Genomic DNA, 19055 nt, shown 5'->3' on the forward strand with positions numbered 1-19055 from the left:
ATGGTTTATCACACAATTGATGAAGCAAATCAAGCAGTTGTTGCCAAAATTATCGCAGGTTCCCCCTTCTTATTAGATGTGGTTCCTGCTAAAGAAGTGATTGCGCCTTTACAAAAAGGCAAAGTGTTACTCCATGCCGGCCCGCCAATTACCTATGATAAAATGGTTGATCCCATTCAAGGTGCCTGTGTTGGAGCAGTCCTTTTTGAAGGCTGGGCTCAAGATGAGGCCGCTGCCCGCCAGTTGTTAGAAAGTGGCGAAGTCAGCTTAATGCCTTGCCACCATGTTGATGCAGTGGGACCGATGGGGGGCATTACTTCAGGCAATATGGCGGTCTTAGTTGTAGAAAATCGGGATGAAAATAATCGGGCATACTGCACAATGAATGAAGGTATTGGTGCTGTTCTGCGCTTTGGGGCCTATTCTGAGGAGGTTATCACTCGTCTGCATTGGATGAAGGATGTTCTAGGCCCAACTTTAAGCAAGGCCTTAGCTAAAAAAGGTCCGATGAATATCAATGTTTTAATTGCCAAAGCGATAGCGATGGGGGATGAATTTCATCAGCGGAATATTGCTGCATCCTTAGCCTTCTTAAAGGAAGTTGCACCGACAATTGTTTCCTTGGAGGATGTCAGTCAAGAGGATAAAGAAGCGGTCATCCAATTTTTAGCAGATACCGATCAGTTTTTCCTAAATGTGATGATGGCCTCTGCCAAATCTGTGATGGATGGTGCCCGCACAATTCAAGCAGGCACAGTTGTCACCGCTATGTGCCGCAATGGCTATGAGTTTGGTATTCGCATTGCTGGCATGGGAGATCAGTGGTTTACTGGCCCAGTAAATACACCAAAGGGCTTGTATTTTTCAGGTTTTTCTGAAGCGGATGCGGCTCCTGATATGGGGGACAGCGCAATTACAGAAACCTTCGGCGTTGGCGGCATGGCGATGATTGCTGCTCCGGCAGTAACACGCTTTGTCGGTTCCGGCGGATTTCAAGATGCCTTGAACACTAGTGAAGAAATGACAGAGATTACCTTGGCCCACAACCCTAATTTCTCAGTACCAACATGGGATTTCCAAGGGATTACAACGGGAATCGATGCCCGCAAGGTAGTCGAAACTGGTATTTTACCCGTGATTAATACGGGGATTGCCAATAAAAAGGCTGGCCTAGGGCAGATTGGTGCAGGTACAGTAACACCACCAATTGACTGCTTTGAAAAAGCAGTCTTAGCCTATGCTAAGAAATTAGGTTTTGAAGGATAGTAAAAAATAAATAGTGCAAGGACTGGTCCAGCGTTTTGAATTATGGAAGTAGTTGACTCAGCTGACTAGTCTTTGTTTTTGTTAAAGTATTTTTGGTAAGAAAAAATTGATTGTGTTTGAAATTTATTTACGAGGATAATTCGTGTTTAGCTAAGAAATATTTGGAGGGAAATCAGATGGCTCATCGTGTTGTAATCGCTCTTGGGGGAAATGCTATTTTAAGACCGAAGCAAGAAGCGACCGTGGAAATTCAATTAAAAAATCTAGAAACTAGTGCCGAGCAAATTGCCCGCATTGAAAAATTAAATTATGAAGTGGTATTGACCCATGGAAATGGTCCGCAGGTGGGCAATATTTTACGGCAAAATGAAGTTGCAAAAGATATCGTGCCTCCTGCTCCGCTACAAGTCTGTAATGCTGAATCACAGGGTTTTATCGGTTATATGATGGAGCAAAGCATAAAAAATGCTTTGAAGAAAAACAATTCCACAGCAAATGTTGTCACTTTACATACACAAACAGAGGTAGACCGCAACGATACAGCCTTCACCCATCCCAATAAGCCAATAGGCATTTTTTATGAGGAAAACGAAGCTCAGCGCTTGATGAGGGAAAACAAATGGTCGATGATGGAGGACGCTGGTCGCGGTTACCGGCGGGTTGTCCCTTCACCGATGCCTCTATTGATTCATGGCATGGATGCAATTTCCCATCTGCTTTCGCAAAATATTATTGTAATTGCTGGCGGTGGTGGCGGCATACCAGTGTTTCGAGATGAAGAAGGGATGCTGCATGGCTTAGAGGCCGTGATTGATAAAGATCGGACCGGTAAGAAAATGGCTGAGCAGGTGAATGCCGATATTTTTATGATGCTGACGGATGTTCCAAACGTCTATATTAATTACGGTCAACCAAATCAAAAAAAATTAGAAAAATTATCTGTCGCAGAGGCTGAAGAGTATATGGCTGCTGGCCATTTTGCTGATGGCAGCATGGGTCCTAAGATGGAAGCGGCAATCGCCTTTGCCAAAGAGGGGCGCCAAGCTATCATCTGTGCCTTGGATGAAGCAGATATGGCTTTACAAGGGAAAGCCGGTACTAGAATTTACGGATAAAAAAACGTGGCTTTGACGCAAGTTCTTACAGCTGTCAAATCCGAATCATTGTAAATTTGTTCAAAGGTCCAACAAGGCTGGCGCAAATTTGCTCTATTTAGTAGATATTACAAAATAGGATTCGGAAAAACAGACTGGATTAGCTTGTGTCGCAGCCGCGTTTTCTATTTTTTGGCAATTGTAACTTGATTGGCTGACTCAGACAATTCAATTGCCATCCGCAGGTTTAAGCTAGTTTGGGGATTTTGAATGGTCTCACCTAATAGTTCTTCACATTGATTAATCCGATATTTAATCGTATTGCGGTGCAAAAAGAGAAGGCTGGCCGTTTTTGAAATTTCACAATTAAAATCTAGATAATACTTTAAGGTTTTCCTGAGCTCAATCAAAGCCGGATCCGTGGGATAAGCTAAATCCTTTAAGGTTTTCGTACAGAAATAGCGAATATCCTCCGTGTTAGTTTGCTCAAATAAAGCAAAGAGTCCCTTGGCATGATAATACTGAAAGACAGGTGGCTCAGCCAGTTGCTTTAATTCCTCCATGGAAATCTTGGCTTCAACGTAGGAACTAGCGACCTCTTCAATCACTTCATAGGCATTTCCCAAAGTAAAATGCAGACTAATTGGCAAGACTTCTGCCAGCTCCTTTGCCAAATCTTGAAAAATTTGTTCCAGCTGAGGATTTTGTTCTTGAAAAAGCAGTGCAATATCATGGCTGCCTTTGATAGGAAAGACCAGCGTGTTTTTGACCCGTCTAGGCAGCTGTTCCTGCAGCCAAGCCATTGCAATCTGCGAGGCCTCTGCTTGATAGCGCAGCTTGGTGGCATCTGCTGGTTTTACAAAACAGGTAGCGATATTTACTTGATAAAAACGGCTGTCTACAATGCCAAAAGACCGTCCCAAATCCAACCAATCCCGTCCCTCGTTTTTTTCTAAATTTTGTGAAGTGATTAATTGATTAAGGTAATCGCTTTTTAAGCTATCCATCGACTCCTGAATTTTTTGATTTTTAAACAGCATAAAGGTTAAAACTAACACTGCCTGATCAATGGCAAATTCGGAAATTGGGTAGGGAATCTGCTCAGGATTTAAAATCAATAAATAATAAGGGAAATAGGTATCGATTTTGATGGGAAAGCCGGCAATTTGAATCATTCGCCCATTGGTATTTTTCACAAGAAAAGAAGTTTTTCCACTATCTATCCGGCGGTAATGGCTAGTGGTAATCTGCTGGGTAAAAAAGCTAGTGGCACTATCTCCTTGGGAAAAGTGACTGGAATGGGCGAAGACCTCCTTCCAGGGATTCAGCAAAATTGTTGGAGCATTAATAATCTTCCCTAAATCAGCAATAAAACGAGCGTTGCTGACATCATGAATTAGCAGGTTAGTAAATCGCTTTTGAATATCTAAGGCATAGGTTAGCTGCTCGGTTTTTGAATCCCATAAATAGCTGAGCATTTTATGAAGCAGCTGTCCTAACGGCTGTGTGCTAGGAATTTCGACAATCGGCAAGTCCAGCTCGGTACCATAAGCGATGATTGCTGGGTCAATTTCTTCGTGGAAACGACCGACTTTTATTCCTAAGCCGGCACTTTTTTTCTCCTTCAAGGAGGCAATCATTTTTTTTAGACCAGCTTGATTATCCTGATAGGCCATCGCTGTAGTCAAAATAAAGGTATGCTCAGGAATAAAATTGGCGATGTCGGGAGTCTCGGTGATTTCGACACTGGCGATTTCGTGATGATGATTTTTGTGGGCCGAACGAATAATTAAATCAGAAAAACGGGGTATCTGCAGCAGGTCTTCTAAAGTTGCCAAGCAGTCGCCCTCCTTTATAACAAATAATTTTTGGCAGATGTGCCAATTCTTCCCTTTATTTTAGTTGAAAGCGACAACATTTGCAAAGAATCTTCTTAGCCGTTTTGCACAAAGATACTGGCTCATTAGGTAATTTGGTCAATGAATTTTGTCGCTTTTTTTCGTATGCTGAAAAAAAAGTAAAGGACTGATGAAGATGTATCAACAAACTAATGTTGGCAAACGAATTATAATGACCCCCGGACCCGTCGAGGCGCAGCCGTCGGTTTTACGGCAAATGAGCCAAACCATTTTAGGCCAGTTTGATCCTGATTTTTTACAGATCATGGCGGAAGTCAAAGAGATGATTAAGGTTCCCTTCGGCACAAAAAATGAGCAGGCTTTCGCCATTGATGGCACCTCTCGTGCAGGCATTGAGGCGGCTTTGATTGCCTTAATTGAACCAGGGGATAAGGTATTAATTCCGGCCTTTGGACGTTTCGCTTATTTGCTGGGGGAAATCTGTCAACGGGCACAGGCGGAAATCATTTGGTTGGAAAAGGATTGGGAAGCACCCTTTGAAGAGAAGGATGTTATCGAAGCGATTGCCAAAGTCCAGCCAAAAATTGTTGCTATGATTCACGGTGAGACGGCGAATGGTCAAATGCAGCCGTTGGCAAAAATTGGTGAATTTTGCCGTCAGCAGGATATTTTCTTTGTGGTTGACATGGTGGCAACTTATGGAGGCGTGGAATTAAAAGTTGACGATTGGCAAGTGGACATTGCCATTGCCGGAACGCAGAAATGTTTAAGTGTCCCTTCTGGTCTGTCGTTGATTACGTATAACAAACGGGTCGAGGCTGTTTTGGCAGAGCGCTATCAAAAAGAGCTCGGCTTAGGGGATGACCAACGGAGCGATCATTTTATCAGCAGTAATTATTTAGACCTGTCTCAGTTGGAAAAATATTGGAGCCCGCAACCGATCAACCATCACACAGAAGCAACCGTTATGATTTACGGCTTACATGAAGGTCTGCGTTTATTGCTGGCAGAAGGCATGGAGAATGTTTTTCACCGTCACCAACAAAATTTTGAAATTTTACGGGATAGCTTGGCTAAAATGAATCTGGAATTTTTTGGGAATTTAGCGACTATGATGCCTACGGTTTTACCAATTATGATTCCAGAAGGGATTGACGGAGAAGCTTTACGTCAAACTTTGGCCAGTCAATATGGAATCGAGATTGCCTCGTCATTTGGTTCATTGCAGGGGAAAGTTTGGCGAGTTGGCAATATGGGGTATAGCAGTCAAAAGGCTAATGTGCTCTTGCTTTTAAGTGCTTTTGAGACTGTTCTACGGTCTTTTGGACATGAGTTTCCCGCTGGCGCCGGTAGTATTTATGCCTTGAAGGAATATCAAGACCAAATGAATGGATAAAGTTGTGCAGAGTAAACAAAAAAGTTTGTGAGTTTGTGAAAACTCACTGATTTTTTTGTTTTGGGAAACGGTTACAATTGGGTTGTCAGGGAAGAATCCCAAAGCAGAAAAATTTTTTAGTTGGAGGTCTAAAATGGAAGCGAATCAGACAAAAAGTAATGTGGGTTTTGCCTATTGGAAAAAAATTGTTATCCTGCTGTGTGCTGGTTGGGTGACAATCTGGATTTACCGCTCGGCCCTTTCACCAGTTTATCCACAGATTAGGGAATCACTAGGGGGGAATGTTTCAGATACGGCCCTCGGTTCAATTTCAAGTTTTTATTTTCTAGGTTATGTGGCCATGCAGATACCAGCAGGCTTCCTCGTTGATAAAATCGGGAAGAAGAAGGTCTTGATTCCCGGCTTTGCGGTCTTTGCAGTAGCGGCGCTATTAATTTCCCAAGCTCAAAGCTTAGGTATGATTTACGCCGGAAGTTTATTGGCCGGTTTAGGTTGTGGCTCTTTTTACGGATCAGCCTACTCGCTGACATCACAAAATATCCCCAAAGATAAAAAAAGTTTTTCCACTGCCATCGTTAATAGCGGATCAGCTGTCGGTTCAGGTTTGGGAATGATTTTATCTAGTTTTTTAGTAGCTCAACAAGGTTTACCTTGGCAAACGATGATGTATATTTCCGTTGTGATGATTATTTGTATGATTTTTGCGTTTCAAGCTATTATTCGTAGCAATAAAGATGATGTAGCAGCTTTGCAGCAGCAAGAAGCTGCCGCGGTTTCAGAGGAAGCAGCTGCAAGCACACCAGCTGAACCTGCCAGCAAAGTGTCGATTTCAAAGCTTTTCGCACCGAAAATGTTATTTACTTATCTGTTATACTTTGCCACTTGTTACGCTTATTATATGACCGTGACTTGGTTGCCGAATTTCTTAGGAACAGAACGGGGCTTTGAAGGAGCGGCAATTGGGTTTTCCTCATCTTTAGTAGCCTTTGCTTCTATTCCAGGAGCATTGTTCTTCAGTAAATTAGCGGACAGATTTATGCATAAAAAAGTTAGCTTTATCATTGTCTTAGAATTGCTGGCGGCGGCTATGCTGCTATTAACCGTACAGGCAACGAATTCAACCTTTTTATTAATTTCATTGATTTTGTATGGATTTTTAGGTAAGTTAGCGGTGGAACCGATTATCATCTCTTGGCTCGGTGAAAATGCGCCGCAGGTTGGTGTTGGGACCACATTAGGCGTCTTTAACTTCTTCGGGATGATGTCATCAGTGATTGCTCCAACTTTGACAGGAACAATTTCCGATACGACTGGTTCAAAGGAGATGGGCTTTTACATTTCTGTCATTTTGCTAGTTGTCGGCACAGTGCTCTTCCTCTTTGCAAACATGAAGAAAAAAGCCAGTCATTAAGGAGGCCAATGCCTAATGCCCAAGATGTTGAAAAGTTTAACCAATCAAATTTTATTCGCGACAGTCTTAGGCATTGTCTGCGGTCTGATCCTTCATGATAAAATAGCTTTTATCAAAGTTATCGGTGATGTCTTTTTACGATTAATCCAGATGTCAGTGGTCATCTTAATTATGGGGGCCGTGATTGAAGCTGTGGGTAGTCTGGAGGCTAAAGTTTTAGGGAAAATTGGCTTAAAGGTAATGCTCTGGTTTATCGGCTCGACAATTTTAGCGGCAGCCATTGGCGTTGTTGTTGGACTAATTGTGCAGCCAGGTGCAGATGTCACGATTGCTAATGTGGAATTAGATAGCATTGCCACCAGTAGCGGAACGCTGTCTGAGATGATTTTAGAATTTTTCCCAAGTAATATTGTTGAAGCGATGGCGAATGCGAATATGATTCAAGTCATTGTTTTTGCATTACTGTTTGGTTTAACGTTAAGCTTGGCAGATCGCAAAAAGACCCAGCCGATTTTAGATTTTGTCGCAAGTTTTAATCATGTCATTTTAAAAATGGTGACCTTAGTTATGAAGCTGGCACCTATTGGAATTTTTTGTCTAGTAGCGCCAATGGTTGGCTCCGTCGGCATTGAAATCCTACTGACGCTAACTAAATTTTTATTGACCCTCGGCGCTAGTTCCCTTTTGTTCATGTTGATTTGGTTAATGCTGACGGCGGTTTACTGCAAAGTACCTTTTAAGCAGTTGTGTCAAAAAATGTGGCGGATGTCGGTGGTAGCGTTCACCACCACTTCTTCGGCGGTCACCTTACCTATCCAAATTGAAGACAGCGAAGAAAAGTTGGGAATCAGTGATCGGATTTCTAAATTGGTGATGCCTTTAGGAATGACCTTAAACAGCAATGGTTTAGCCTTGTTTTTAAGTATTTCAATCATTACTTTCGCTCAGTTTTACGGCATTGAATTAGCATTGCCAGACTTGATTCAAGCGGTGATTTTATCGACTCTCGCTTGTTTGGGAACAGTCGTTGTACCGGGAGGCGGGTTAGTCGCCTTGGCTACGGTCATGCCGATGCTAGGTCTGCCGACAGAAAGCATTGCCATTTTAGCCGGCATTGACTGGTTTTCGGGTATGTTTAGAACCCTGCTAAATGTTGATGCGGATACAACCGTCGCCTTGATTATTGCCAAAGACGAAGGTGAGTTGGATTATTCAAAATATCAATAAGAGTCGGCACTGAAAAAAATACTTGCTGCTCAAAAAAACGTCATGGTCCAATGGAATCATGACGTTTTTTTTTATGATTTAATACTTTGTAGCAGCCTTAAAAAACAATCTCCACCCCGTAATGATCAGAGACAACGGGAGCATTCTGCCCATCAAAGCAGACCTTTGAGGAGCGGACAGGGATTTTTTCAGAGACAAAAATATAATCAATGCGAATTCCCTGCTGATTGTTTTCCCAGCCGGTGATTTCAGCCTCGACTGTGGCGCTGCCAGAAGTTTTTTCAGCTAAGAAAAAAGTATCATACCAACCATCTGCATGGATTAATTGATAGCCTTGTTCCTTTTCTTGGGCGGGATTGTTAAAATCCCCCAGTAAAAAAATGAGGGCTTCACCAGTTTGTTGGTGCTTTAAGTCCTGCAGATGAGCTGTCAAAGTCTGCCATTCCTTTAGAAAACCTTCATTAGGATTTTGTTGCCACCAAGAAAAATGCAACGAGTAAAACCAATGGGAGCGCCCGTTGATTATTAACTCGACACCGAGGGCTTTGCGCCGGCGATGGTCAGCAAAGGGATAGTTGTTGGAAATTAAAATTTCTTTTGTTTGATTCACCGGCTGGCGGGAAAGAATGGCCAGACCTTCATCATATTTATTAAAACCTAAATGCACTGGCACCCAGTGATACTCATAGAAAAGCTCTTTTTCAGCGAGGGCTTTAACTAAAAGCCCGCCAAAATTATCGGCCTTCAACTCTGTAGTCTCATTATCGTTTGTCCACAGCTGATTGACTTCCTGCAAAGCAATAAGGTCATAGGCTTCAGTAGCGATTTTCTCTGCTAAATAGGTCAGCTTTTCCAGCTGATTTTCCTCCAACCAGCTGTGGGTGTTTAATGTCAGTAATTTCATTGATTTCCTCCGAAATAATGGGTTACACTAATTATACCAAATGTCAGAAGAAAAGAATTTTGAAATTTGCAGCGACTTTGCATTCGTGAGAGCTGATTTTTTTTGAAAATCATATTCTAAGCTAGTCTGCGCCTAAAATTTTTTTTAAAGAAGGAAATCATATGAAGCCATTAAACAATTTAATTACTGATGTGCCGGGGGTAAAAGTGGGCCATCAAACGATTTTGAATTCACAATTCAAAACGGGCGTCACAGCAATTTTGCCCCATACAGACAATCTTTTTTTAGAAAAATTACCGGCGGCAGTTCATGTGATCAATGGCTTTGGCAAAAGTGCGGGATTGTTGCAGGTGGCAGAAATGGGCGTTTTGGAATCGCCGCTTATTTTGACAAATACTTTTGGCGTCGGCACTAGTATAAATGCTTTGATTCGCCGAGCTTTAGCAGAAAATCCAGAGATTGGCGAGGGCACCGGCAGTTTTAATCCGTTGGTTTTTGAATGTAATGACAGTGTCCTCAATAATTTGCGGGGCTTGGTGATTGAAGAAGAGGATGTCACAAAAGCCTTATCAAAAGCGAACAGTGATTTTTGTTTAGGTGCTAAAGGAGCAGGCACCGGGATGACCTGCTATGGCTTGAAGGGGGGCATTGGTTCTGCGTCCCAAGCGTTAATGATTGATGGGCAGGAGTTCATTCTTGGCTGTCTGGTTTTAACTAATTTTGGCCAGATGAAAAATTTAGTGGTGGAACATTATCCAATTGGTCAAGAGTTGGCAGCTTTTTTTGAAGCACAACAGCAGGCAGAAAAGGGCAGTGTGATTGTAATTTTAGCAACTGACCTGCCGTTAAGCAGTCGCCAGCTGAAAAGGATTAGTAAGCGAGCCTCAGTCGGTATTACCCGCAGCGGCTCGTTTATCGGAAATGGCAGTGGTGAAGTGGTCTGCAGCTTTTCGACAGCTCATCGGCTGCAGCACTTTGAAAAAGCTGCGCTGATAACAAGAAGCGCTTTTAATGAAAATTATTTGGATAGCGTGTTTGAAGCAGTTGCTGATGTGGTGGAGGAAGCCGTGCTACGCTCGTTAATTCATGGAGAAACGATGGTGGATCGCCAAGGTGTACCTGTTTGGAATCTAATAGAAGCGATTGAAGAGCTGCAGAAGGCTGATTTTTCAACAGCCAGACTCCCACTGATAAATAAATTAAATCAATTGAAATAGGTGATGACAATGGAAAAAGCGTTGCAGACAGCAATTGCTAACTTAATTGCAACATATCAAACAGAGCTGGAAATTGGTCTTTGGTTGGGGGATACTTCTGGGACAATCTATGATTTTCAAGGAGAGAAATTTTTTTCAGCCGCCAGCATGATTAAGCTACCTATTTATTTGCGTTATCTGGAAGCTTTTCGGGACGGTGAGTTGAGTCCCGAAAAAGAAATTTTAGTTGAGGCAGAAAAAATTGTCGGCGGTGCCGGCTATCTGCAACTGCTGCCAAACAAAAAAATTTGGCAGCTACAGGAATTAATGACAGCCATGATTGCTGTTTCGGATAATACGGCAACGAATCTTTTATTGGAAAGCGCCGGACTAGAATCAATGCAAACTTGGCTGCAAGCATTTTCCGGCATCCAATTGCAACGTTTTTTGATGCGGCCACTTCCCGGAAAAGAAAATCGCATGACGGCAACGGCAGCTGGCCAAATGCTGCGGCGAATTTATCAATTCTCTGATGATCAAGCGCAGCAAGCAGGCGACCTCCAGCCTTTCTTAAAGCAGCAATTTCGAGAAGGGCTGCCGGGATTATTGGACGAGCAGGAAATTGTTGGCCTCAATATTTACAATAAAACCGGTCGTTTAGATAGAATCGAACATGACGCCGCCTGCTTTGACTATCAAGGGCAGCCAGTGTTTATCTCAGCCTTTACCCGCGATTTAACGGGACGGGGTCAAGGAGTTATATTTTTGCGGCAGCTAGGAGAGCTTGTCTTTAAAAACTATTTTATTGATAAATCCAAATAGCTTTTACTGCAACAAAAAGCCCATCAGCGGGGACTGATGGGCTAAGGAGTGAATGGAAGTCAGCGAACAATTAGGCTTCACTGACCGGCAGCTTGACGATACAGCATTTTGGGAAGCGTCAAGCTGCTCATGTTTTTGGGATACGTATATCTTAGCGGAGAAATGTGAACTGTTTATGACACAATCTAAGAGACTACTATTAGCCTAAATCAATAATTCGGTCAACGAAGTCTTCATAAAATTGACTTTCGTGGGAGACGACAATCAGCGTGCCGGCATATTTTTCCAAAGCCTCCATCAGATTGACCTTAGTTTCTTGATCGATGTGATTGGTGGGCTCATCTAGCATTAAGAAATTACTTTTAATCATCGTCATTTCAGCGATTTTAACTTTTGTCTGCTCGCCGCCGCTGAGAAATTTTAAGCCCTGCATCGCTAACTCGTTGGCTAGTCCAGCCCGGGATAACTGCCGCCGCAAGTCTTTGGTGGTGGCTTTTGGATAGAGGTTGCTGAGATATTGCAGCGGGGTTTCCAATGGATTTTCCCACGCTAAATCTTGAGCGAAATAATCAATTTCCGTATGTTGAGGAAATTGAAATTCCCCCTTTAAGGGTTTGATTTGACCCAGTAAAGTTTTAATCAGCGTTGATTTACCAATACCGTTAAAGCCCCTTAAAGCAATTTTTTCACCATAGCGAATCGTTAAATTAATCGGTGGCAACAAGGGCTTTTGATAGCCGATTTCCAGCTCATCGGTTTCTAAAGCCAATGTTGTGACAATCGGCTGATAAGGAAACTCGATATGAGGTTTCGGCGAATCACTCGGTGGTGTTAAGCGCTCTATTTTGGCCAATTGTTTTTCGCGGCTCTTGGCCATCGTGGAACGGGAGCCGGCTTTATACTTGCGGATGTAAGCCTCCGTTTTTTTGATATGATCCTGTTGGGCTTCATATTGTCGTAAATACGTTTGTTGCTGCAATTCTTTTTGTTTTAGCGCTTGTTCAAGATTGCCGGTATATTTGGAGAGCTTGCCAAACTCAATATCAAAAATATGCGTGGTGATTTCATTGAGAAAATGTCGATCATGGGAAACCACGAGAAAGGTGCCGTCAAAATTTTTCAAAAATTCTGTCAGCCAAGCCACATGGTCATCGTCCAAGTGGTTAGTGGGCTCATCTAAAATCAAAATCTCTGGTTTTTCCAAAAGCATTTTCGCCAAAATTAATTTAGAACGCTGACCGCCACTGAGATTTTTTAATTGGGTATCCATGCCCAATACCTGCAAGCCTAAGCCATTGGCCAACTCATCGATCAAGAGATCCATCTGATAAAATTCCCCTTGATCCAATTCGTTTTGCAGCTTGCCGGCTTGATTGAGCAAATCATCCTCAAGGCTTTCCGCATAAGTAGCGTAAAGTTCAGCAATCTTAGCTTCTTTTTTAAAATCCTCGGCATAAGCCAGCTGTAAAAATTCTTTGATTGTCAGCTGCTCATCAACTTCAACATATTGGTCCAAATAGCCAAGGCGGGCTTTCTTTTGGAGGACAACCTGCCCGTCATCCGGCAATTGTTCGCCGGTGATAATTTTGATCAGAGTACTCTTACCTACACCGTTACGGCCCACTAGACCGACGTGTTCCCCGCGATTAATCTGCCCGTTTATTTTTTCATATAAGACTTTATCCCCGAATTGTTGGGTAATATCCACTAGTTTTAACATTTTTTATTTCCTGCTTTCATTTTTTTCTCGCAAAAAAGCTGCAGACAGTCATTGTCTACAGCTTTTAAAGTATATATTTCGTCATCGAAAGGCTGGCAAAACAAATAAACCTCTAGCCAGGCTTCGATGAAGAAGGACTTTTCGCTCTTAACAATGCTTCATCTTTCAGTTGTTAAGAGCTGTTTTTCTCACGAATTTAAAGTAATAGTGTTTCATAGTTATTCCTCATTTCTCTGGGAAATTATAACACGGAGAAAATAAATGGTCAAAGTAAATGAAAAAAAGTTATGAAAATTTGAAAAAAATTTCTTTAGAGCATAGCTAAAGGTTGTTTTTGGGTCGGTTTCGGAAAGAGTTCATCCAGGATAGCGAGTTCTGCCGCCGCTAACTTGACGGCGCTTGCCGCTAGATTGGCTTTGACATGCATTTCATTGCTGGATTGGGGAATCGCTAAGGAAGTGCCATCGCGAATCACCCAAGCTAATAGAATTTGAAAAATTGACGCTTGGTGCTGCTCCGCAATTTTTTGCAATTGCGGCTGCTGAGTAAACTGGTTGCCTAAAGAATCTCCTTGGGCAATTGGAGAGTAGGCAATCAATGGCACGTTTTGCTTTCGCATCCACGGTAGTAAATCAAACTCAATGCCTCGTTCACCTAAGTTGTACAAAACTTGATTCGCCGCACAATTTTGACCGCCGGGGACCTGCCATAATTCCTCCATATCCGCCGTGTCGAAATTGGAAACGCCCCAAGCCTTAATTTTTCCGGCTTGCTTAGCAGCTTCCATGGCGGCCACTGTTTCGGCTAAAGGAATCGTGCCCCGCCAATGGAGCAGGTATAAATCTAGATAATCTGTCTCTAGGCGGTCTAAGCTCTGGTCCAAACTTTTCGGTAGATTCGTCAGTGAGGCGTTCCAAGGGTAAGCCTTTGAGATTAGGTAGACTTCTTCTCGAGGGAAATTTTGCAGGGCTTCACCGACTAAGCGTTCCGAATTTCCTTCTCCGTACATTTCAGCCGTGTCAATCACTGCGGCGCCACTTTCTATCCCACTACGTAAAGCGGCCAGTTCAGTTTGGCGCCGTTTGAAATCATCTCCCATGTGCCACGTCCCCATGCCGATTGCCGGTAAAGTTCGCTGATTAAGTGTCAAATTTTGCATTCTCTTTCCTCCTTATGGTTGCTGTTTTTAGTGTATCAAAGGGTGAGCCGGCTTTGACAGCAACTTGTCTTAGCCTGAAAATTATAAAGGCAATGTCATTAATAAAAGCTGACCGTATTCTGTGGTTAACGGTGGGAGGGTTTCAGTGAAGCCATGTTTTTGATAAAGCTTAATGGCCTTACTGTTTTTAGAATTAACTCCCAAGATTAGTTCTTCAGCTGTAGGAAAATGTTCTTTGGTGAAGGCTGGTAAAAGTTTTAGGCTAGCATCTGCATAACCTTGTCCTTGAAAACGGCTGTCAGTGGAATAGCTTCGCAATAAAACAGCATGCTGATTATCGGTGTAAATTTGCGGGCCAGGCCAGCCATGCAAAATCATAAACGTCGGAAAATTTCCTTGATCTTCTAAAAAAACAGGCAGACGGCTATCGTCAGCAGCCGCTTTTTCAATGGCATCTAAAGGTAGACCTGAGAAAATTAATTGTTCAGGGGGCAGGTGATAGTCGGCAATTTTTTCTGTCGGCACTAAAGCTGGATTATATGCGATTAATTTCATGGGAAGCTCCTTTAGGTTTATTTTTTTAAGCAAATTATGGGAGTTAGCTCTCGCAGATTCAAGTTTAAAGCTGCTGAAGCTAGCTGTGAGGTGTGCTAGATTGTCTTCGCGAAACTAGCTTTAATCAGATTAGGTTCAGCAGTATTCTATCGGAGTCCTATTTGCGAGCCGAGTTAAATAAAAAAGCACAACCATCGAAATGATTGTGCTTGAATTGAATAGAACCAGAAATTATAATTTTTGGTTGTAGTATTCAACGACTAGTGATTCGTCAACTTCAGGAGTTAATTCGTCACGTTCTGGTAAACGCATGAATGAACCAGTTAAAGTATCTGCATCGAAAGTTACGAAAGCTGGACGGCCTAAAGTCGCTTCAACAGCTTCAGCGATAACTGTTAATTTTTGAGATTTTTCACGGATTGAAATCACTTGACCCACTTCAACGTGGTATGAAGGGATATCAACGCGTTTGCCATCAACTAAAACGTGGCCATGGTTGACTAATTGACGTGCTTGACGACGAGTAGTTGCTAAACCAAGACGGAAAACAACATTGTCTAAACGTTGTTCAAGTAAGATCATGAAGTTAACCCCATGTTTACCTTCTTTGATTTTGCTAGCTTTGATAAACAACGTACGGAATTGGCGTTCGTTCATGCCATACATATGACGTAGTTTTTGTTTTTCAGTTAATTGCATGCCGTATTCAGATTTTTTGCCACGGCTGTTTGGTCCGTGTTGACCTGGTGCATACGGGCGACGTGCTAATTCTTTACCAGAACCTGATAAAGAGATGCCTAAACGGCGAGATAATTTCCAAGATGGTCCAGTATAACGAGACATTAATAAATTCCTCCAAAAATTTAGTGTTGGAGTAAAATAATCTGAGGACTTCGCATTCGTGCAGTTTGTTCTTCAATCTTCGCCTTTTGCAGCCGCGGTTACACAATTGAACCCATGGACTTTTGTCGGGGCAACAAACTGGGGACGAGGTACTAATTCTCTGCTGCTTATTTTACACAAAGTCTAGTATAGCTTAATTTCAACGCTAAAGTCAATCAAAAATTCAGCAAATGACAGCTGTTTATTAAATATTCTTCCTGATTAAAGAAGATGCCAGTAAACTCCTCAGCTATTTATATAATTAGTCATGGTATAAGGTGCTACGAGATAAGGATTAGCATTGTTTTTTAGATCTATCTTTAGTCAGATTCAGCACCTTATCTAAAGGGGTAACCTTTTTTTGATTGAAGGGGACGCCTTTTTTCTTTTTGGTCAGGCTTTGGCTTTCCTTTTGTGGAAAAGATTTTCTTTCATTAAAAAATGAATTAGAATAAGGAAACAGGTTTTTTAAGGAGAAACGTGATGGAAAAATACGCATGGTATTCAAAGCGCTTCGGTCAACCGGCTAAAGATGATGAGGAACTTTTTTTATTGCTGACAGTCGGCGTCTTTCAAGCGGGCCTTTCTTGGCAGGCAGCGGCGGGGAAGCGGGAGGCTTTTTTGCGGAATTTTGCCCAGATGGATATTCAAAAAGTCGCCGGCTTTTTTCCGGAGGATCTTGAAAAAATCATGGGTGATTCAGAAATGATTCATAATCCCCGCAAAATTCGCGCCGTGATTGCTAACGCACGAGCTATTTTGGCGCTGCGGTCTGAATTTACCAGCTTTCAAGACTATCTTTGGCATTTTACCGATGGTGAGCCAGTGATTGAAAGCTATCGGGCAATTGATAAAATTCCCAATACCCATCCTTTGGCAACGAAAATTGCCAAAGATATGAAGCGGCGGGGCTTTCAATTTGTCGGACCGATTTTAACCTGTATGTTTTTAAAGGCAGGGGGCTTTATTCAAGATGAGGTCAGCGGGTGAAAAAGCTGACGAGGTCAAATCTGATAATTTTATTAGAGGAACTGAATGAAATTTTCAAAACCTTTCATTAACCCTTTACAAACGAGCGGTCACCGATTAAAATGTGAAAGGATGTTTTGAAAGCTCAAATTGAATTTTTGCAGCGTCACTCTTGGATAACCCATAAAAAGCATTGGATTTCAGCAGTGCCTGAAGGCCAACTGTATAAGGAGAAAAAATATGAACCCCGTATCACCCCTCTTTGAGAAGATTGATTCTTCCATCGAAAAAAAAGTTGATTTATTTCAAAATGATTTTGCCCGTTATTGCTTGCGTGCAGTCTTTGCCTGTCTCTTTTTAGGTTTAGGAACTGCTGTGGCATTTTACATTGCAATGAACGGTGAAGCCATCGCCCCAGGACTTGGCAAAATGCTGTATGCCTTTATGTTCAGCTGGTCGTTGGTAATGATTTTATATATGAATGCTGAGCTGGGCACCTCCAACATGCTGTATATGACAGTTGGAGTCTTTCGTAAAAAGATTTCTGCTTCATTGGCATTGAAAATTCTCTTTACTTGTATTTTCTTTAATCTGATTGGCGGTGTAATCGTCGGCTTTTTAGTGGCGCAAACAGGACCCTTCCAACATTTAGCCAGCGACAGCTATTTCTTCCATTCAATTTCATCTAAATTAGGCAAAGAAACGATTCAAATTATTGTAGAAGGAATTTTTGCGAATATCGTCGTAAACACAGCCGTGTTAATCAGTATGCGGATGAAGGACGACGCCGGCAAATTAGGCGCCATCATCTTTATTATCTTCATCTTTGCTTATTTAGGCTATGAGCACGTTATCGCCAATTTCCCGGCCTTTAGCTTGGCTATCTTCACTTCCGGCGGTGTTTTAGAAAACCTTTCAGTGGTTAATGTGCTCCACAACCTGATTTTCGCTTTAATCGGTAATTATATCGGTGGCGGATTGGTGATGGGCTTAGGCTTTGCCTGGTTGAATAAATCAAAAACCAATTATTTAGATTAATTTAGTTAAGACTTGGAGCTTGCCCCAAGTCTTTTTTTCGTTCACTCTGTTGACTTTTTGACATCTTAAGGAGGCAATTTTATTGGAAAAACTTGTTTTTGAAACAGACGAGGCACAAGCCTTACCGATGGCTAAGTATATGAAAAATTTATTCCCTTTTGCCGGTGTGGCTGCGCCGAAACGAAAAAAGCTGGAAGGGCCTTTTTTAAAAGCCAGTAAAAAATTGACTAATCAAGAATTGCTGATACTGATTGCTGAAACATACCGACAAGAGGAGCGGGAATATCAGTATTATGCCATTGATTTAGCTTTAGCTAATCTGAAGCGACTGACAGTTGCTGATTTAAAAACGCTGCTGCCCTTACTAGCTGAAAAAACTTGGTGGGACAGCATCGATGCTTGGCGGAAAGTCTATGGAGATTGGGGCAAAGCCAATCTTGCTGAGCTAGAGCTGATTTTTAGCTGGTTTTACAAACATGAAAATTTCTGGTATCGTCGAGTGGGGATTAACCTACAGCTGCTGTATAAGGAGCAAACAAACTTAACTTTATTAACGCAGGCGATACTAGCGGATCAAGCAACGGATGAATTTTTTATCCAAAAAGCGATTGGCTGGTCCTTGCGGGATCTCAGTAAGACCAATCCTCAGTGGGTCCGCAATTTTTTGACCGAACAGCAATTGAGTCCCTTGGCTGTCCGAGAAGGCAGCAAATACTTAAAATAAAATTTGAGACATAAAAGGAGAACATATTTCCGTGACACGAAAACTTTTTGCATTTGATATTGACGGCACCTTGCTTAACAGCCAAAAACAACCCCTCGACAGCACCAGAGAAGCCTTAGCTGAACTGCGCCGCCAAGGCCACTTGGTTTTGGTTGCCACTGGCCGCAGCCGCTATTTGGCTCAAAATGTGATTCGTGATTTAGGCTTCACGAATTATATTATCTGCAATGGCGCTGGCGCCTTTTTAGATCATCAACAGATTTACAAACATCTGCTGGATCAAGAGGCGTTGGAGCGTTTAGTCCAATTTATGTCGGAAAAAGAAATCGGCACTTCCTTTGTCGGCTTGGACGAAAGCCGCAGCTACCAAATCTTCAATCCAACTGAAATGGAAGCTGCGATGAATTCCTTTGGCTCGACGACACCGGAACTTGCGCCGGATTATTTAAAAAATGGCGAAATATATCAAGCCTTAGCTTTTTATGAAACGGCTCGGGACGGCGAATTTGACGCATTATTTCCAGAATTTCGCTTTGTCCGTTGGCATCCTTATAGTGTCGACATCGTGCCGAAGACTGGCTCGAAGGCGCAAACGATTGCTTACATGGCGGAGCGTTTAGGGATTGCTCCGGCTGATGTGATTGCCTTTGGCGACGGCAATAACGACAAAGAAATGTTAAAGGCCGCTGGCGTTGGCGTGGCGATGGGAAATGCCGATGATGATGTACAGGCGGTAGCTGATTTGGTGACGGCAACAAATGATGACGACGGCATTGCTAAAGCGTTGAAAACTTTAGCGTTACTATAAAACATCACTGCTAGAAACTTTCAAT

The 19055-nt window shown here is 42.4% G+C and carries 17 protein-coding genes; 11 read left to right on the forward strand and 6 right to left on the reverse strand.

The window, feature by feature from the left end; genetic code table 11:
* Window positions 1–1266 (forward strand): YlbE family protein, encoded by a 1266-nt coding sequence (locus AC1Z3S_RS02145; RefSeq protein ID WP_461737089.1) that lies wholly within the window; start codon window positions 1–3, stop codon window positions 1264–1266.
* Window positions 1267–1442: 176 nt separating this feature from the next.
* Window positions 1443–2381, forward strand: coding sequence for a carbamate kinase (gene arcC, locus AC1Z3S_RS02150; protein WP_461738981.1), 939 nt, complete (start codon window positions 1443–1445; stop codon window positions 2379–2381).
* A gap of 164 nt (window positions 2382–2545) precedes the next feature.
* Here the strand turns inward: arcC and AC1Z3S_RS02155 are convergent, their stop codons facing one another.
* Window positions 2546–4198, reverse strand: a complete 1653-nt coding sequence (locus AC1Z3S_RS02155; RefSeq protein WP_461738982.1) for a PucR family transcriptional regulator — start codon at window positions 4196–4198, stop codon at window positions 2546–2548.
* 196 nt (window positions 4199–4394) lie between these two features.
* Between AC1Z3S_RS02155 and AC1Z3S_RS02160 the strand changes: the two genes are divergently transcribed.
* The 3 genes from AC1Z3S_RS02160 to AC1Z3S_RS02170 all read left to right on the forward strand — a co-directional run bounded on the left by AC1Z3S_RS02160 (window position 4395) and on the right by AC1Z3S_RS02170 (window position 8253).
* Window positions 4395–5615: a pyridoxal-phosphate-dependent aminotransferase family protein gene (locus tag AC1Z3S_RS02160; RefSeq protein WP_461738983.1), complete on the forward strand. Its 1221-nt coding sequence runs from the start codon at window positions 4395–4397 to the stop codon at window positions 5613–5615.
* An 82-nt stretch (window positions 5616–5697) separates the two neighbouring features.
* Window positions 5698–7026 carry an MFS transporter gene (locus tag AC1Z3S_RS02165; protein WP_461738984.1) on the forward strand — a complete coding sequence of 443 codons (1329 nt, stop codon included), beginning with the start codon at window positions 5698–5700 and terminating at the stop codon, window positions 7024–7026.
* Window positions 7027–7041: 15 nt separating this feature from the next.
* Window positions 7042–8253, forward strand: a complete 1212-nt coding sequence (locus tag AC1Z3S_RS02170) for a dicarboxylate/amino acid:cation symporter (protein WP_461738985.1) — start codon at window positions 7042–7044, stop codon at window positions 8251–8253.
* 97 nt (window positions 8254–8350) lie between these two features.
* Here the strand turns inward: AC1Z3S_RS02170 and AC1Z3S_RS02175 are convergent, their stop codons facing one another.
* Complete coding sequence (locus AC1Z3S_RS02175) at window positions 8351–9157, reverse strand: endonuclease/exonuclease/phosphatase family protein (protein WP_461738986.1); 807 nt, start codon at window positions 9155–9157, stop codon at window positions 8351–8353.
* Between the two features lie 161 nt (window positions 9158–9318).
* Between AC1Z3S_RS02175 and AC1Z3S_RS02180 the strand changes: the two genes are divergently transcribed.
* Both AC1Z3S_RS02180 and AC1Z3S_RS02185 read left to right on the forward strand, forming a co-directional pair.
* The gene (locus AC1Z3S_RS02180) at window positions 9319–10374 is read left to right on the forward strand and encodes a DmpA family aminopeptidase (RefSeq protein ID WP_461738987.1); all 1056 of its coding nucleotides are present in this window, start codon (window positions 9319–9321) and stop codon (window positions 10372–10374) included.
* A gap of 9 nt (window positions 10375–10383) precedes the next feature.
* Complete coding sequence (locus AC1Z3S_RS02185; protein WP_461738988.1) at window positions 10384–11175, forward strand: serine hydrolase; 792 nt, start codon at window positions 10384–10386, stop codon at window positions 11173–11175.
* 199 nt (window positions 11176–11374) lie between these two features.
* On the opposite strand, the gene AC1Z3S_RS02190 is transcribed toward AC1Z3S_RS02185, so the two are convergent.
* From AC1Z3S_RS02190 to rpsD, 4 genes are all read right to left on the reverse strand, one after another.
* Window positions 11375–12895, reverse strand: a complete 1521-nt coding sequence (locus AC1Z3S_RS02190; protein WP_461738989.1) for an ABC-F family ATP-binding cassette domain-containing protein — start codon at window positions 12893–12895, stop codon at window positions 11375–11377.
* Between the two features lie 310 nt (window positions 12896–13205).
* Complete coding sequence (locus tag AC1Z3S_RS02195) at window positions 13206–14054, reverse strand: aldo/keto reductase (protein WP_461738990.1); 849 nt, start codon at window positions 14052–14054, stop codon at window positions 13206–13208.
* Between the two features lie 81 nt (window positions 14055–14135).
* Window positions 14136–14609: a GNAT family N-acetyltransferase gene (locus AC1Z3S_RS02200; protein WP_461738991.1), complete on the reverse strand. Its 474-nt coding sequence runs from the start codon at window positions 14607–14609 to the stop codon at window positions 14136–14138.
* A 231-nt stretch (window positions 14610–14840) separates the two neighbouring features.
* The gene (gene rpsD, locus AC1Z3S_RS02205; protein WP_265456380.1) at window positions 14841–15452 is read right to left on the reverse strand and encodes a 30S ribosomal protein S4; all 612 of its coding nucleotides are present in this window, start codon (window positions 15450–15452) and stop codon (window positions 14841–14843) included.
* Between the two features lie 522 nt (window positions 15453–15974).
* Here rpsD and AC1Z3S_RS02210 point away from each other — a divergent pair.
* From AC1Z3S_RS02210 to AC1Z3S_RS02225, 4 genes are all read left to right on the forward strand, one after another.
* Window positions 15975–16481, forward strand: a complete 507-nt coding sequence (locus tag AC1Z3S_RS02210) for a DNA-3-methyladenine glycosylase I (RefSeq protein ID WP_461738992.1) — start codon at window positions 15975–15977, stop codon at window positions 16479–16481.
* A 219-nt stretch (window positions 16482–16700) separates the two neighbouring features.
* Window positions 16701–17498, forward strand: a complete 798-nt coding sequence (locus tag AC1Z3S_RS02215) for a formate/nitrite transporter family protein (protein WP_265456376.1) — start codon at window positions 16701–16703, stop codon at window positions 17496–17498.
* A gap of 82 nt (window positions 17499–17580) precedes the next feature.
* Window positions 17581–18222, forward strand: a complete 642-nt coding sequence (locus AC1Z3S_RS02220) for a DNA alkylation repair protein (protein ID WP_461738993.1) — start codon at window positions 17581–17583, stop codon at window positions 18220–18222.
* Window positions 18223–18253: 31 nt separating this feature from the next.
* The gene (locus AC1Z3S_RS02225; protein WP_461738994.1) at window positions 18254–19030 is read left to right on the forward strand and encodes an HAD family hydrolase; all 777 of its coding nucleotides are present in this window, start codon (window positions 18254–18256) and stop codon (window positions 19028–19030) included.
* The last annotated feature ends 25 nt before the right edge of the window (window positions 19031–19055 follow it).

It is taken from the genome of Enterococcus sp. LJL90, assembly GCF_056924355.1.

What these genes read in the sequence shown, in the direction of transcription:
- AC1Z3S_RS02200 (WP_461738991.1), bottom strand. Translation starts at nt 14,609, where the DNA reads ATGAAATTAATCGCATATAATCCAGCTTTAGTGCCGACAGAAAAAATT.
- AC1Z3S_RS02170 (WP_461738985.1), top strand. Translation starts at nt 7,042, where the DNA reads ATGCCCAAGATGTTGAAAAGTTTAACCAATCAAATTTTATTCGCGACA.
- AC1Z3S_RS02210 (WP_461738992.1), top strand. Translation starts at nt 15,975, where the DNA reads ATGGAAAAATACGCATGGTATTCAAAGCGCTTCGGTCAACCGGCTAAA.
- AC1Z3S_RS02215 (WP_265456376.1), top strand. Translation starts at nt 16,701, where the DNA reads ATGAACCCCGTATCACCCCTCTTTGAGAAGATTGATTCTTCCATCGAA.
- AC1Z3S_RS02145 (WP_461737089.1), top strand. Translation starts at nt 1, where the DNA reads ATGGTTTATCACACAATTGATGAAGCAAATCAAGCAGTTGTTGCCAAA.
- AC1Z3S_RS02175 (WP_461738986.1), bottom strand. Translation starts at nt 9,157, where the DNA reads ATGAAATTACTGACATTAAACACCCACAGCTGGTTGGAGGAAAATCAG.
- AC1Z3S_RS02190 (WP_461738989.1), bottom strand. Translation starts at nt 12,895, where the DNA reads ATGTTAAAACTAGTGGATATTACCCAACAATTCGGGGATAAAGTCTTA.
- AC1Z3S_RS02195 (WP_461738990.1), bottom strand. Translation starts at nt 14,054, where the DNA reads ATGCAAAATTTGACACTTAATCAGCGAACTTTACCGGCAATCGGCATG.
- rpsD (WP_265456380.1), bottom strand. Translation starts at nt 15,452, where the DNA reads ATGTCTCGTTATACTGGACCATCTTGGAAATTATCTCGCCGTTTAGGC.
- AC1Z3S_RS02180 (WP_461738987.1), top strand. Translation starts at nt 9,319, where the DNA reads ATGAAGCCATTAAACAATTTAATTACTGATGTGCCGGGGGTAAAAGTG.
- AC1Z3S_RS02160 (WP_461738983.1), top strand. Translation starts at nt 4,395, where the DNA reads ATGTATCAACAAACTAATGTTGGCAAACGAATTATAATGACCCCCGGA.
- AC1Z3S_RS02185 (WP_461738988.1), top strand. Translation starts at nt 10,384, where the DNA reads ATGGAAAAAGCGTTGCAGACAGCAATTGCTAACTTAATTGCAACATAT.
- arcC (WP_461738981.1), top strand. Translation starts at nt 1,443, where the DNA reads ATGGCTCATCGTGTTGTAATCGCTCTTGGGGGAAATGCTATTTTAAGA.